The sequence below is a fragment of the Phenylobacterium terrae genome (assembly GCF_042681205.1).
GTDB classification, from domain to species: Bacteria; Pseudomonadota; Alphaproteobacteria; order Caulobacterales; family Caulobacteraceae; genus Phenylobacterium; species Phenylobacterium terrae.
The window spans coordinates 808,086-821,580 of record NZ_JBHUEY010000006.1; the positions used below are offsets into that span (position 1 = coordinate 808,086).

The window sequence follows — 13,495 nt, forward strand, 5'->3', positions numbered from 1 at the left end:
CGTTTTCAAGGGGCGCGGAAATTGGCGCCGGTGGGCGGTCAAGGCAAGCCTTCCCTGCTCCCGATCATCCCGGCGAATGCCGGGACCCAGATCCAAGGCTAAGATGTCGCTAGATGGCTTCAGCGGTTCGTGGACCGCGAGTCTGCGCCCGCCATTCTCTGTCCCGGCCTCCGCCGGGATGACCGGTGAGAGATCAGACCGCCGCCCGCCGGGTCAGGTCCACCCGATCGTCCTTCAGCTTCTCGGCGACGAGGAAGGCCAGTTCGAGGGCCTGTTCGCCGTTGAGCCGCGGATCGCAGTGGGTGTGATAGCGGTCGGCGAGGTCGCCTTCCGTCAGCGCCCGGGCGCCGCCGAGGCACTCGGTGACGTTCTGGCCGGTCATCTCCAGGTGCACGCCGCCCGGATGGACGCCCTCGGCCTTGGCGATCTCCACGAAGCTTCGCACCTCGGACAGGATGCGGTCGAACGGGCGGGTCTTGTAGCCGTTGGCGGCGGTCAGGGTGTTGCCGTGCATCGGATCGATGGCCCAGACGACGTTGCGGCCGGCCCGCTTGGTCGCCTGCATCAGACCCGGCAGGCGGGCGGCGATCTTGTCGTGGCCGAAGCGGCCGTAGAGGGTCAGCCGGCCGGCCTCGTTCGCCGGATTGAGCACGTCGCAGAGGCGCAGCAGGTCCTCCGGCTCCATGGTCGGGCCGCACTTCAGGCCGACGGGGTTCTTGATGCCGCGGAAGAACTCCACGTGGGCGCCGTCGAGCTGACGGGTGCGCTCGCCGATCCACAGCAGGTGGGCGGAGGTGTCGTACCAGTCGCCGGAGGTGGAATCGACGCGCGTCATCGCCTCCTCGAAGCCCAGCAGCAGGCCTTCGTGGGCGGTGAAGAACTCCACCATATGCATCTCGGGGTGGCTCTCGGGCGTCACCCCGATGGCGGCCATGAAGGTCAGGGCCTCGCCGATCTTCTCCGACAGCTCGCGGTAGCGGGCGCCCTGGGGGCTGCCCTCGACGAAGCCGAGCGTCCAGCGGTGGATGTTGTGCAGGTCGGCGTAGCCGCCGCCGGCGAAGGCGCGCAGCAGGTTGAGCGTCGCCGCCGACTGGCTGTAGGCGCGGATCAGCCGCTCGGGGTCCGGCGTGCGGGCCTCGGGGGTGAACTCCATGCCGTTGATGTTGTCGCCGCGGTAGCTGGGCAGCGACACGTCGCCGATCTTCTCGACCGGCGAGGACCGCGGCTTGGCGAACTGGCCGGCCATGCGCCCCACCTTCACCACCGGCTTGCCGCCGGCGAAGGTCAGCACCACCGCCATCTGCAGCAACAGACGGAAGGTGTCGCGGATGTTGTCGGCCGAGAATTCCTTGAAGCTCTCGGCGCAGTCGCCGCCCTGCAGCAGGAAGGCCTTGCCCTCGGCCACCTCGCCCAGCAGCGCCTTCAGGCGCCGGGCCTCGCCGGCGAACACCAGGGGCGGCATGCCGCGGAGGGTCTGCTCGACCCCGGCCACGGCCGCCGGATCCGGATAGTCGGCCGGGATGTGCTGGGCAGGCTTGCTGCGCCAGGAGGCGGGCGTCCAGGTCTCGCTCATCGTCACAACTCCGCGCCCACGCCCCCCGGGGCGGCGCTCGAAAACGGCGCCTTCTACTCCAGTCCGCCGCGGTCCGTCGACCCTGGGCGGCCGCCGGCCAGGCGGGCGACGCCGGCTTCCCAGGCGCTGGCGCTGGTCTCGCCCGCGGCCTGCTTCCGCTGAGCGACCGCAACGGCCGCCGGCTGGCGGCGGACGGCGGCGCAGGCCGCGGCGGTCAGCGCGGCCAGCGCCAGCCACCACTCCTGCCAGACGCCGAAGCTGACCGCGCCGATCACGAAGTAGGCCGCCGCCGCCGCCGCCTGGGCCCCGGCGATCAGCCCGGGCCGCGGGCGGGCCAGGCGCGCGAACGTCATCCCCCAGACGATGGCCGCGGCCAGCGCCCCGACCATGCCGAGCTCCATCCAGATCTGCAGGGCCGCGTCGTGGGGGTGCAGCTTGATGCCCGGCGAGAACATCCGGCTGGCGTCGAGGCCCCAGCCGAGGATCGGGTCGGCGGCGGCCCACTTGGCCGCGTTCCCCCAGTAGCCGATGCGGTCGGCCCACGACTGGGAGACCGCCCCCTGAGCGGCCTCGAGCAGGCCCGAGTTGCGGGCGGCCAGCACCAGCCAGGGCGCCAGCAGGATGAACAGGCCCGCCGAGACGGCCAGGACGCGCGGCGCGACCTTGGGCCAGCGGATCGCCGCCAGGCCCGCCACGATCCCGCCCATCGCCGCCAGCAGCGGGGCGTCGGGCCCGAAGGTGAAGGTCAGCAGCGCCAGGGCGGCGAGCAGGAACCCCGCCAGCCACGACGGCCCGCCGACGCGCAGCGCCGCCAGCCCCGCCGGCGCCCACAGGAGGGCCAGGATGAAGCCGGCGTTGCCCACGTTCCGCTGGGCCAGGTCCCAGCGCGGGGCCTCGGGATCGCCGATCGCTATCTTGAGAAGCTGATAGAGCTTCGCGCCGGAAAGGGCTTCAAGACAAAGGATAACTCCGAGGCCCGCCATCCCCCAGACGAGCATCCGCAGGGCGAGCGTCCTGGACGCCGGGCTGGCTTTGCGCGCAGCGCAGACCGCGGCCCAGTAGAGGGGCGCCTGCAGGGCCAGCTTGACCGCCGTCTGACCCTCCAGGTCAGGGGGCCGGTAGGGACTCCAGCGGACCGACAGCATCGCCCAGGCGATCAGGACGAGCACCGCGACCGCGATCGACCAGTCGTCCCGGCGGATATGCAGCGCCGGGAGGGTGAGCAGGCCCGCAAGCGCCACCAGCGGGGCGAAGCCGAGGGGCGCCAGCCAAGCGAGCAGCGGCGTCAGGGCGAACGTCCCCGCCAGCACCCAGCCGCACCAGGCGGCCAGCCAGGGCGGCGTGCGGCCCTCCTGCAGGCTCATGCGACGCGGCCCAGCTCCTGCGGCACGTAGGGCTCGCGCATGGTCACCAGCTCTTCGGCCAAGGTCGGGTGGACGGCGCAGGTGGAATCCCACTGCTGCTTGGTGACGCCCATCTTCATGGCGATGGCGGCCATCTGGATGATCTCCGGCGCGTCGGGACCGACGACGTGGCAGCCGACGACCTTCTGGGTGGCCTTGTCCACCACCAGCTTGATCAGCGCCCGCTCGTCACCGCCGTAGAAGGTCACCTTCATCGGCCGGAAGCGGGAGAGATAGACGTCGATCTTGCCGTAGGCGTGACGGGCGTCGGCCTCGGTCATGCCCACCGACCCGATCGGCGGCTGGGAGAAGACCGCCGAGGCGACCATCTCGTGGTCGAACCTGGTGGGGCGGCCGTAGAACTCGGTCTCGGCGAAGGCCGCGCCCTCGCGGATGGCGACCGGGGTCAGGTTGATGCGGCCGGTGACGTCGCCCACCGCCCAGATGTTCTCGACGCTGGTGCGAGAATAGTCGTCGACGGCGATGGCGCCGTTCTCGTCCAGCTTCACGCCCGCCTTCTCGAGGCCCAGGCCGTCGACATACGGCTCGCGGCCGAGGGCGAAGAGGACCACGTCGGTCTCGACGTCGCTGCCGGTGAGCCGATTGAGGAGCCCGGTAGGGGTCTTCTCGATCGACTTGTGCTGGCAGCCCAGGATGACCTTGATCCCGCGCTTCTCCATCTCCTCGGCGAGGTGGGCGCGCACGTGGTCGTCGAAGCCGCGCAGGATGTTCGGGCCGCGGTAGACGAGCGTGGTCTCCACGCCCAGGCCGTTGAAGATGCCGGCGAACTCCACCCCGATGTAGCCGCCGCCGGCGATCAGGATCCGCTTGGGCAGCTCCGGCAGGTGGAAGGCCTCGTCCGAGGTGATGGCGAGCTCGACGCCGGGCAGCGCCTTCGGGAGCCAGGGGCGGCCGCCGGTGGCGATGAGGATCTTCTCGGCCGTGACCGTGCGGCCGTGGGCGACGAGCTCCACCGTATGGGCGTCGACCAGGCGGGCCTTGGAGTGGATGAGGTCAGCCCCGGCGTTCCTCAGGTTGGTGACGTAGATGCCGGAAAGACGGGCGATTTCCCGGTCCTTGGCGGCCAGGAACTCGGGCCAGTCGAAGGTGGAGGCGGCCGGGCTCCAGCCGAAGCCCTCGGCGGTCTTGAAATGGTGAGCGAACTCCGAGGCGTAGACCATGAACTTCTTGGGGACGCAGCCGCGGATCACGCAGGTGCCGCCGACCCGGTCCTCCTCGGCGACCGCCACCCTGGCGCCGGACATGGCGGCCAGACGGGCCGCGCGGACGCCGCCGGAGCCGGCGCCGATGACGAAGAGGTCGTAGTCGTAGCTCGCCAAATGAGGCCTCCTGACTAAGGTTCGAGGCGCACGACGCCGCCCGGCCCGCCGACCAGCGCCTGGTCGGCGAGATCCAGGAACAGGCCGTGGTCGACGACGCCGGTGACGCTCTTCAGCGCCCGCGCCAGGGCCGCCGGGTCCTCGATGCGCCCGCACGGCGCGTCATAGATGAGGTTGCCGCCGTCGGTTCGCACGGGGGCGCCGTCCTTGACCCTCAGCCGAGGGGCCACGCCCAGGTCGCATTCGGCCAGGGCGTCGCAGATCCTGAGGGCGGTCGTGCGGTGACCGAAGGCGACCACCTCGATGGGCAGGGGGAAGGCGCCGAGCAGCGGGACCTGCTTGGCGGCGTCGGCGATGACGACGCAGCGGCGCGAGGCCTCCCAGACCAGCTTCTCGCGCAGCAGGGCCGCCCCGCCGCCCTTGATGAGCGCCAGGCCCGGGCCGATCTCGTCCGCCCCGTCGACGGTGAGGTCGACCTCGGTGACGTCCTCCAGGGAGATGATGGTGAGCCCCAGTGAGGCGCCCAGGTCGGCGGTCGCCTGGGAGGTGGGCACGCAGCGGACGTCCAGCTTGCGCTCGGCCAGGGCGCGGACGAACCAGGCGGCGGTGGAGCCGGTGCCGAGGCCGACGACCATGCCGGAGTCCACGAGGTCGGCGGCGGCGTAGCCGGCGGCCTTCTTCTGATCCTCGGCGCTCACTTGGCGGCCTTCTTCGCCTGCTTCGACTTGCGGAACTCGGCCGCCCAGCCGGGCTTCTCCACCTGGCGGCCGCGGGCCAGCGCCAGGGAGTCGGGGCTCACCTCGCTGGTGATCACCGAGCCGGAGCCGACATAGGCCCCCTCGCCCACCCGCACGGGCGCGACCAGGGCGGTGTCCGAGCCGATGAAGGCGCCGGCGCCCACGTGGGTCTCGTATTTGTCGAAGCCGTCGTAGTTGCAGAAGATGGTCCCGGCGCCGATGTTCGCGCCCGCGCCGACCGAGCCGTCGCCCAGGTAGGCCAGGTGGTTGGCCTTGGCGCCCTTGCCGACGGCGACCTTCTTCACCTCGACGAAGTTGCCGATGTGGGCCTCCTCGCCGATGTCCGCGCCGGGCCGCAGCCGCGCGTACGGGCCCACCAGGGCGCCGGAGCGGACCCTCGCGCCCTCCAGGTGGGAGAAGGCGCGGATGACCGCGCCGGTCTCCACGGTCACGCCGGTGGCGAAGACCACGAAGGGCTCCACCGTCGCGCCGGCGGCGATCTGGGTATCCCAGGAGAAGTGCACCGTCTCGGGGGCCGGCATGGCCACCCCCTCGGCCAGGAAGTGGGCCCGGCGGCGCTGCTGGAAGATCGCCTCGGCGGCCGAGAGCTGCATCTGGGTGTCGGCGCCCATAACCGCGCTCTCCGGGGCGAAGGCGGCGCGGACCAGCGCCTCCTCGGCCGAGGCCAGGCCGACCACGTCGGTGAGGTAGTATTCGCCCTTGGCGTTGTCGTTGCGCACCTTGGGCAGCCAGCGGAACCAGTCCTTGCTGTGCGCCAGATAGAGGCCGGCGTTGCAGGCCTTCACCGACGCCTGCTCGGGATTGAGCTCCTTGGGCTCGACGATCCGGATCACGTGGCCGTCGGCGCCGCGGATGATGCGCCCGTAGAGCAGCTGGTTCTCGGGCTCGAAGCCCATGATGGCCAGGCGGGCGCCCTGCGCCCTGAGCTGGAACAGCGGCTCCAGGTCCTTGGGCTCGATCAGCGGCAGGTCGCCGTTGGTGACCAGCACCTCGCCGTCGAAGCCCTCCAGCGCCTGGCGGGCGGCGAGCGCGGCATGCGCCGTGCCGAGCGGCTCGTCCTGGACCGCGATCGCCCCCTCGCCCAGCCGCGCCGTGATATGGGCGCGGACCTGCGGGCTGTGGTTTCCGACCACGACCACGATCTTCTCGCAGCCGAGCCCCTCGCAGGCGTCGATGACGCGATCGACGATGGTCCGGCCGCCCACCTTGTTGAGCACCTTGGGGATCGGCGACTTCAGCCGCGTACCGATGCCCGCGGCGAGAATGACGGCGGCTCTGGCGGGCATGGGTCTCCTGACGAGTCGGGTGGCGCGTTGCAATCTTGCGGCTCATAGCCGAAACGGCGAGCGCTTTCGACGGAGCACCTTGCCTTGTCCACCCCCCTCGCCGGCGCGACGCTGGCCTTCGATCTCGACGGCACGCTGGTCGACACCGCGCCGGACCTGGTCGGCACGCTGAACGTCCTGCTGCGCGAGGAGGGGCTGGCGGCCCTTCCCATCGAGGAGGCGCGGCCGTTCATCGGCCGCGGCGCGCGGTGGCTGATCGAGCGCGGCTTCACCGCGGCCGGCTACGACCTGCCGGCCGCCAAGGTCGGCGGCCTGTTCGACCGCTTCATCGCCCACTACCTCGACCACATCGCCGACGAGAGCCGGCCGTTCCCCGGCGTCGTGGAGGCGCTGGAGCAGGTGCGAGCCGCAGGGGCCAAGACGGTCGTCTGCACCAACAAGCGGACCGACCTGTCGCGGGCGCTGCTCGATGCGCTCGACCTCACCGGGCTGTTCGACGCCATCGTCGGGGCCGACGCCGTCCCGGCCATCAAGCCCGACCCGCGGCATCTCATCGCGGCGGTGGAGGAGGCCGGCGGCCAGGTCGCCCGGGCCCTGATGGTCGGCGATGCGGCCACCGACGCCGGCGCGGCCCGGGCCGCCGGCGCCCCGCTGGTGCTGGTCAGCTTCGGCTACACCGAGATTCCCGCGGCCGAGCTTGCGCCCGACGCCCTGATCGACCATTTCGACGAACTGCCCGACGTCGCCGCACGGCTGTTGGGCGCTTGAACGGCGCAGGAGGGCGGGCTATAGGCGCTCCCCTCCCCGGCGGATGCGTAGCTCAGCGGGAGAGCACCTCGTTCACACCGAGGGGGTCACAGGTTCAATCCCTGTCGCATCCACCATTCTTCCCTACCCCAATTCCTTGGCCACCCGGCCCACGACGGACGCCCAGTCGCCCGGCGACGGCTGGCGGTAGAGCCGCATCGAGGGATACCAGGGCGAGTCCTCGCGCCCCCAGAGCCAGCGCCAGTCGTATTCCTGCGCCGGCAGCAGCAGCCGCGTCGGCTTCCCGAGGGCGCCGGCCAGGTGGGCGAGCGCGGTGTCCACGGAGACGATGAGGTCCATCTGCTCGACGAGGGCGGCGGTGTCGGCGAAGTCGCCGCGCGGCTCGGTAAGGTCATGCAGGCGCCCGAACGCGGCGAGCGGCGCGAGGGCCTCGGCCGAAGGCATCGAGCGGCTGCGGTCATTGGGATGTCCCGGGTTGCCGCGCCAGGCGACGCCGATGTTGCAGCCCTCGCCGGCGAATCCGCGCCAGCGCGCGCGGGCCTCGTCGGGCGCGCGCAGGTAGGGGCCCGAGGCCGCCTCCTCCGGGCGGGCGAGACCCAGGCGCGCGGGCAGGCTGAAGCACATCACCCAGGCGTCGGGGTCGGGAAACTCGATCGTCTGGGCCACTTCGACGATCTCGACGGGGAGGCTGGCGCGGAACAGCCTGGCGAGCGGCGGCGGGCAGATCCAGGTCACCGCCATGCGTTCGGCGAGGGCCGCGGCGAAGCGGGCCACCTGGATCTGGTCGCCGAAGCCCTGCTCGGGCCAGACCAGGAGCCGCTCCACCGGCTCACCGGTCCATTCGGGATAAGGCAGCGGCGGTTTGAACCGCCCGAACAGCTCGTGGCGGGCGTCGAGCAGCGGCAGGCCCTCGGCGTAGCGGCCCTGGATCAGCAGCGCCGTGGCCAGCGCCCAGCGGGCGCCGGCGTCGCCGGGCGCAAGGTGCAGGGCGGCCCGGGCGGCCATCTCCGCCTCGGCCAGGCGCCCCTGCGACCTCAGGGTGACGGCCTGCTCGACGAGCTCGGACGGCGGCGGGGCGGCGATCGACATTCCGGCGCATCATAGAGGCGACTGCGCCCGGCGCGCACCGCCGATCGCCAGCTGGGCGGCGTCTACGCCTCCGCCTTGGCGCGCGCCGGCTCCGCCCCCACCTCGGCGAAGGCGGGGTCGCGCTTCTGCATGTTGGCCATCACCGCTTCGATCTGGTTGGGCGAGCCGATCAGGGCGGCCTGCTCCTCGCTCTCCGCCCTGAGGATGGCGTGCTGGTCGCCGCGGGCCGCGACGTCGAACAGGCGCTTGGCGGCGCGGATGGCGTGGGGGCTCTTGCCGGCGATCTCGGCCGCCAGATCGAGGGCGGCGGCCCTGGGATCGGCGGCGGTTCGGGTGGCCAGACCGAGGGCGACGGCCTCCTCGCCGGAGAAGATGCGGCCGGTGTAGGTCAGCTCGCGGGCCAGGTCGTCACGGATCAGGGTGCGCATCAGCACCATGCCGGCCATGTCCGGCACGAGGCCCCACTTGATCTCCATCACCGCCATGCGCGCGTCTGGCGCGACGAGCCGCATGTCGGCGGCCAGGGCCAGCTGGAAGCCGCCGCCGAAGGCGACGCCGTGGACGGCGGCGATCACCGGCACGGGCAGTTCGCGCCAGACCATGACCGCGTGCTGCGCGCGGTTCGAGCCGCCGGGCGTGCGGGGCGTGGCGGTCAGGCCCGAGGCCGGCGAGGACTCCTTCGGCGTTGGCGCGGCCATCCGCTGGAAGTTGCCCATGTCGAGCCCGGCGCAGAAGGCGCGGCCCTCGCCGGAGAGCACCACGGCGCGCGCACCCGGCTCGCTCTTCAGCCGCTCGCCGGCGTCGATGAGGGCCGAGAACATGGCGTCGTCCAGGGCGTTCATCTTGTCGGTCCGCACCAGGCGGACGTCGGCGACTCCGCCGCGCAGCTCAACGGTGACCCGGTCGTTCATCGGCTTCCTCCACGCTTTCCCCCGATCCAGCGTCCGCCTTCCCCTGGGGCTGTCAACCGCCGCTGGTGGCAGAAAATCGCCGAAGGATGTCGGGGCCGCCACGGGTCGATCGTCGTATCATCGGAGCCAGCGATCGGATCGGCCGGGCGGGCTCGGATGAGGAGATGCGAAATGCGTTTCATGGTGATCGTGAAGGCGAACCAGGCCTCCGAAGCCGGGGCCATGCCCTCGACGGAGCTGCTGGAGGCCATGGGCAAGTTCAACGAGGAGCTGGCGAACGCCGGGGTGATGCTGGCCGGCGAAGGCCTGCACCCGAGCGCCAAGGGCGCGCGCGTGCAGTTCTCGGGCAAGGACCGCACCGTGGTGCACGGCCCCTTCCCCAACACCCAGGACCTGGTCGCCGGGTTCTGGATCATCCAGGTCGGCTCGCTGGACGAGGCGATCGAGTGGTTCAAGCGCTGCCCCAACCCCGGCGAAGAGGACTCGGAGATCGAGATCCGCCAGATCTTCGAGGCCGAGGACTTCGGCGCCGAGCTGACGCCGGAGCTGCGTGAGCAGGAAGACCGCATCCGCGACAAGGTGAGCGCCCACTAGGCGCAAAGGCGCGGCCGACAATTCGAACCTCCCTCGGGCCCGCCCGGCGCACGGGCGGGCCCGTTCGCGAGCGCTGGGTCGGCCGTCGATTCGAAACCGGTTGCGTTTCGCCATCACTGCTTTTATACAGCAACTGGTTGCACTTCAAAGACGGAGCTGACGATGAGACGGACCCTGGCCCTTTTTGCTGCGGCGGCGCTGGTCGGCTGCGGCCAGCCGGCGGAACAGGCCCCCAAGTCCACCGAGGCCCCGTCGGCCCCCGCTGCGGAGCCGGCGCCCGTCACGGCGCCGGCCGGCGCCTACACGCTGGACAAGGGCCACACGAGCGTGACCTTCAAGGTCAACCACATGGGGGTCTCGAACTACACGGCCCGCTTCACCGACATTGACGCGCAGATGCAGTTCGACCCGGAGAACCCCGAGCGGACGAGCGTCACGGCGACCATCGATCCGGCCTCCATCGAGACCGACTACCCGGACCCGAAGACCGACTTCGACGCCCTGCTGCGAGGCAAGGACTTCCTGGCCGCGGACCAGTTCCCGCCGATGACCTTCCGCTCGACAAAGGTGGAGCGGACCGGCCCGCGGACGGCGCGGGTCACCGGCGACCTGAGCTTCCGGGGCGTCACCCGGCCGGTGGTGCTGGAGACGACCTTCAACGGCGGCTATCCGGCGGGCGGCATGGATCCCACCGGCGCGCGGATCGGCTTCTCGGCCAAAGGCGCCCTGAAGCGCTCCGACTTCGGGATGAAGACGGGCCTGCCGGCGCCGGGCTCGCAGATGGGCGTCGGCGATCTCGTCGAGGTGATCATCGAGGCCGAGTTCATCCAGCCTGCGCCGGCCGCCCCAGCGCCCGCCGCTTCGTGACGGGAGCGGCCCCATGACCTCCAGCTTCTCGAAGCCGCGCCTGGCCCGCCTCTCGGCCGTGATGCGGTCGTATGTCGAGCGCGGTCAGGTCCCCGGGCTCGTGGCCCTGCTGGCCCGCGGCGAGGCGGTGCATGTGGAGGTCCACGGCGCCCTGGCCTACGGCTCAGCCGCGCCGATGCAGCGCGACAGCCTGTTCCGCATCGCCTCGCTGACCAAGCCGATCGCCGCGGCGGCGGCCATGACGCTGGTCGAGGAAGGGCGGATCGGCCTCGACGAGCCGGTGGCCCGCTGGCTTCCGGAGCTGGCCGAGCCCAAGGTGCTGCGCCGCCTGGAGGGCCCGATCGACGACGTCCTCCCGGCCGAGCGGTCGATCACCCTGCGGGACCTGCTGGCCTTTCGGCTGGGCCAGGGCGCGATCATGGCGCCGCCTGGGACCTATCCGATCCAGGCCGCGCTCGAGGCCGCCGGCGTGGCGGCAGGGCCGGTCCTGCCGAAGATCGGGCCCGACGAGTACGTCCGGCGGCTGGGCCAGCTGCCGCTGCAGCACCAGCCGGGCGCCGGCTGGACCTACAACACCAGCGCGGAGGTGCTGGCGGTCCTCATGAGCCGGATCACGGGCCAGCCGCTGGAGACGGTGCTGCGCGAGCGGGTGTTGGACCCGCTGGGCATGGACGACACCGGGTTCCAGGTGGGCGAGCGCGGGAAGGCCCGGCTGACCACCTGCTACATGGCCGACCCGCGGACGGGGGCGCTCGAGGTGTTCGCGCCCGTGGAGAGCGGCGAGTTCGTGCAGCCGCCGGTCTTCCCGTCGGCGGCCGGCGGGCTGGTCTCCACCGCCGACGACCTGATGGCGTTCAGCAGGATGATGCTGGGCGGCGGCGGCCATCGCGGCGAGCGGGTGCTGTCGCGCGCGGCGGTGGAGCTGATGACCGCCGACCACATCACCGCCGCGCAGAAGGCGGCCTTCCCCTTCTTCCCCGGCTTCTGGGACGCACAGGGCTGGGGTTTCGGGATGTCGGTGACCACGCGCCGGGAGGTGATCGGCCCGTCGGTGGGCAGCTACGGCTGGTTCGGCGGCTACGGGACCTCGTGGCGGGCCGACCCGAGGGAGGACGTCACGGTGATCCTGCTGACCCAGCGGGTCATGGCCGGGCCGGACGATGGGCGGATCACCGACGACTTCTGGACCCTGGCCTACCAGGCGCTGGACGACTGAGGCGCCCTCCCCTGGCGCTCCCGCCTGCGCTATAGCTGCGGTCGTTCGGGGAGAGGCGATGCAACTTCAGGCTTATCTGGACCGGATCGGGTTCGAGGGCGAGGTCCGCCAGGATCTGGCGACGCTGAGGGCGCTGCACCGCGCCCATTTGATGGCGATCCCCTACGAGAACCTGGACGTCCAGCTGCGGCGGCCGGTCAGCACCGATGCGGCCCACTGCTACGACAAGGTGGTGAACCGGCGGCGCGGCGGCTGGTGCTACGAGATGAACGGGGTTTTCGCCTGGGCCCTGGAGGCGGCGGGATTCGACGTGATCCGCCACTGCGGCAACGGGGCCGAGACGGGCACGCACCTGGCGCTCGAGGTGCGGCTGGACCGCCCCTACCTCTGCGACGTCGGTTTCGGCGAAGGGATCGTCGAGCCGGTTCCGCTGGAGGAAGGAAGCTTCGTCCAGCGCGGCTTCGAGTTCCGGCTGGAGAAGCTGGAGCGCGGCTGGCGCTTCCACAACCACCGCTTCGGCCTGGTGCCCGGGTTCGATTTCGCCGGGCCGGACGAGGCGGCGCTGGCCGATCGGTGCGTGGCGCTGCAGTCCGAGCCCGGCTCGGTGTTCGTGCAGAACGCCATCCTGCTGAAGCACGACGACGAGGGCTATACGACGATCCTCGGCCGCGAGCTGCGCCGCATCACCGCCGAGAGCCGGTCCAAGCGCCTGATCGAGGACGCCGACGACTACCTGCAGACGCTGCGGACGGTGTTCGGCCTGGACGTGCCGGAGGCGGTCCGCCTGTGGCCGACGATCTGCCGACGGCACGAGGAGGTCCTCGCTCAGCGGGCGGCGGCCAAAAGCGCTGGCGACCCGGCTCCAGCCTCGCCATAAGGCCGACGGCCGGAAATCGCCGGCGAAAACCTGGAGCGACACCGTGCGCAATCTGTTCAGCGTCGAAGGCAAGGTGGTGCTGGTCACCGGCGGCAGCCGGGGGATCGGCGAGATGATCGCGCGCGGCTATGTCGAGAACGGCGCCAAGACCTACATCTCCTCGCGCAAGGCCGACGTCTGCGACCGGCTGGCCGAGGAGCTGTCCGAGCACGGGACCTGCATCTCCCTGCCCTTCGACCTGGGGAACATGGCCGGGATCGCGGGCCTGGCTGCGGCGATCGCCGAGCGCGAGCCGAAGCTGGACGTGCTGGTCAACAACGCCGGCGCCACCTGGGGCGCGCCGATCGACGAGTATCCCGAGGGCGGCTGGGACAAGGTCGTGGACCTGAACACCAAGTCGATCTTCTTCCTGACCCAGAAGCTGCTGCCGCAGCTGCGGGCGGCGGCGACCCACGAGAACCCGGCGCGGGTGATCAACATCGCCTCGGTGAACGGCATCGAGCCGCCGGCGCTGGAGACCTACGCCTATTCCACCTCCAAGGCCGGCTGCATCATGCTGACCCGGCACCTGGCCAAGCGGCTGGCGCGCGAGCACATCCTGGTCAACGCCATCGCGCCGGGCCCCTTCCCCAGCCAGATGATGGCCGCGACGCTGGCCACCGCGGGCGATGCGATCCGGGCGAACAATCCGCGCGGCCGCACAGGCGAGCCCGAGGACATCGCCGGCGTCGCCATCTTCCTCTCCTCGCGCGCATCGGCCTACACGACGGGGGCGACGATCCCCTGCGACGGCGGATCGGCGGAGCTCTAGGA

Annotated in this window: 13 protein-coding genes and 1 tRNA gene; 7 read left to right on the forward strand and 7 right to left on the reverse strand. The window is 71.5% G+C overall.

The window, feature by feature from the left end; translation table 11 throughout:
- Positions 1–193 precede the first annotated feature (193 nt).
- The 5 genes from ACFSC0_RS18500 to glmU are packed head-to-tail and all read right to left on the reverse strand — an operon-like array spanning position 194 to position 6,360.
- On the reverse strand, positions 194–1,573 hold the full coding sequence (locus ACFSC0_RS18500) for a class II 3-deoxy-7-phosphoheptulonate synthase (RefSeq protein ID WP_377281458.1): 1,380 nt from the start codon (positions 1,571–1,573) through the stop codon (positions 194–196).
- A gap of 53 nt (positions 1,574–1,626) precedes the next feature.
- Complete coding sequence (locus tag ACFSC0_RS18505; protein ID WP_377281459.1) at positions 1,627–2,937, reverse strand: O-antigen ligase family protein; 1,311 nt, start codon at positions 2,935–2,937, stop codon at positions 1,627–1,629.
- Positions 2,934–4,316: a glutathione-disulfide reductase gene (gor, locus tag ACFSC0_RS18510; RefSeq protein ID WP_377281460.1), complete on the reverse strand. Its 1,383-nt coding sequence runs from the start codon at positions 4,314–4,316 to the stop codon at positions 2,934–2,936. The genes ACFSC0_RS18505 and gor overlap by 4 nt, the downstream gene beginning before the upstream one ends.
- Before the next feature lie 14 nt (positions 4,317–4,330).
- The gene (gene rpiA, locus ACFSC0_RS18515; RefSeq protein WP_377281461.1) at positions 4,331–5,014 is read right to left on the reverse strand and encodes a ribose-5-phosphate isomerase RpiA; all 684 of its coding nucleotides are present in this window, start codon (positions 5,012–5,014) and stop codon (positions 4,331–4,333) included.
- Positions 5,011–6,360 (reverse strand): bifunctional UDP-N-acetylglucosamine diphosphorylase/glucosamine-1-phosphate N-acetyltransferase GlmU, encoded by a 1,350-nt coding sequence (gene glmU, locus ACFSC0_RS18520; protein ID WP_377281462.1) that lies wholly within the window; start codon positions 6,358–6,360, stop codon positions 5,011–5,013. The genes rpiA and glmU overlap by 4 nt, the downstream gene beginning before the upstream one ends.
- An 84-nt stretch (positions 6,361–6,444) precedes the next feature.
- Here glmU and gph point away from each other — a divergent pair, with 84 nt between their 5' ends.
- Together gph and ACFSC0_RS18530 are read left to right on the forward strand one after the other, a co-directional pair.
- Positions 6,445–7,128, forward strand: a complete 684-nt coding sequence (gene gph, locus ACFSC0_RS18525) for a phosphoglycolate phosphatase (RefSeq protein WP_377281463.1) — start codon at positions 6,445–6,447, stop codon at positions 7,126–7,128.
- A 41-nt stretch (positions 7,129–7,169) separates the two neighbouring features.
- A tRNA-Val gene (locus tag ACFSC0_RS18530) sits at positions 7,170–7,244 on the forward strand.
- Between the two features lie 7 nt (positions 7,245–7,251).
- Here the strand turns inward: ACFSC0_RS18530 and ACFSC0_RS18535 are convergent.
- Both ACFSC0_RS18535 and ACFSC0_RS18540 read right to left on the reverse strand, forming a co-directional pair.
- A complete protein-coding gene (locus ACFSC0_RS18535) occupies positions 7,252–8,217 on the reverse strand; it encodes a glycosyltransferase family 9 protein (protein ID WP_377281464.1) in 966 nt (321 codons plus the stop codon).
- A gap of 62 nt (positions 8,218–8,279) precedes the next feature.
- A complete protein-coding gene (locus tag ACFSC0_RS18540) occupies positions 8,280–9,128 on the reverse strand; it encodes a crotonase/enoyl-CoA hydratase family protein (RefSeq protein WP_377281465.1) in 849 nt (282 codons plus the stop codon).
- 171 nt (positions 9,129–9,299) lie between these two features.
- Between ACFSC0_RS18540 and ACFSC0_RS18545 the strand changes: the two genes are divergently transcribed.
- The 5 genes from ACFSC0_RS18545 (at position 9,300) to ACFSC0_RS18565 (ending at position 13,493) form a co-directional block, all read left to right on the forward strand.
- Positions 9,300–9,722, forward strand: a complete 423-nt coding sequence (locus tag ACFSC0_RS18545) for a YciI family protein (protein ID WP_377281466.1) — start codon at positions 9,300–9,302, stop codon at positions 9,720–9,722.
- Positions 9,723–9,884: 162 nt separating this feature from the next.
- The gene (locus tag ACFSC0_RS18550; protein WP_377281467.1) at positions 9,885–10,589 is read left to right on the forward strand and encodes a YceI family protein; all 705 of its coding nucleotides are present in this window, start codon (positions 9,885–9,887) and stop codon (positions 10,587–10,589) included.
- 13 nt (positions 10,590–10,602) lie between these two features.
- A complete protein-coding gene (locus tag ACFSC0_RS18555) occupies positions 10,603–11,805 on the forward strand; it encodes a serine hydrolase domain-containing protein (protein WP_377281468.1) in 1,203 nt (400 codons plus the stop codon).
- A gap of 58 nt (positions 11,806–11,863) precedes the next feature.
- Positions 11,864–12,682, forward strand: a complete 819-nt coding sequence (locus tag ACFSC0_RS18560; RefSeq protein WP_377281469.1) for an arylamine N-acetyltransferase family protein — start codon at positions 11,864–11,866, stop codon at positions 12,680–12,682.
- 43 nt (positions 12,683–12,725) lie between these two features.
- Complete coding sequence (locus tag ACFSC0_RS18565; RefSeq protein ID WP_377281470.1) at positions 12,726–13,493, forward strand: SDR family oxidoreductase; 768 nt, start codon at positions 12,726–12,728, stop codon at positions 13,491–13,493.
- Positions 13,494–13,495: the final 2 nt, after the last annotated feature.

Excerpts from the sequence above, each read along its gene's own strand:
- ACFSC0_RS18500 (WP_377281458.1), bottom strand. The coding sequence starts at position 1,573 with ATGAGCGAGACCTGGACGCCCGCCTCCTGGCGCAGCAAGCCTGCCCAG.
- ACFSC0_RS18505 (WP_377281459.1), bottom strand. The coding sequence starts at position 2,937 with ATGAGCCTGCAGGAGGGCCGCACGCCGCCCTGGCTGGCCGCCTGGTGC.
- glmU (WP_377281462.1), bottom strand. The coding sequence starts at position 6,360 with ATGCCCGCCAGAGCCGCCGTCATTCTCGCCGCGGGCATCGGTACGCGG.
- ACFSC0_RS18535 (WP_377281464.1), bottom strand. The coding sequence starts at position 8,217 with ATGTCGATCGCCGCCCCGCCGCCGTCCGAGCTCGTCGAGCAGGCCGTC.
- ACFSC0_RS18540 (WP_377281465.1), bottom strand. The coding sequence starts at position 9,128 with ATGAACGACCGGGTCACCGTTGAGCTGCGCGGCGGAGTCGCCGACGTC.
- ACFSC0_RS18545 (WP_377281466.1), top strand. The coding sequence starts at position 9,300 with ATGCGTTTCATGGTGATCGTGAAGGCGAACCAGGCCTCCGAAGCCGGG.
- ACFSC0_RS18550 (WP_377281467.1), top strand. The coding sequence starts at position 9,885 with ATGAGACGGACCCTGGCCCTTTTTGCTGCGGCGGCGCTGGTCGGCTGC.
- ACFSC0_RS18555 (WP_377281468.1), top strand. The coding sequence starts at position 10,603 with ATGACCTCCAGCTTCTCGAAGCCGCGCCTGGCCCGCCTCTCGGCCGTG.
- ACFSC0_RS18560 (WP_377281469.1), top strand. The coding sequence starts at position 11,864 with ATGCAACTTCAGGCTTATCTGGACCGGATCGGGTTCGAGGGCGAGGTC.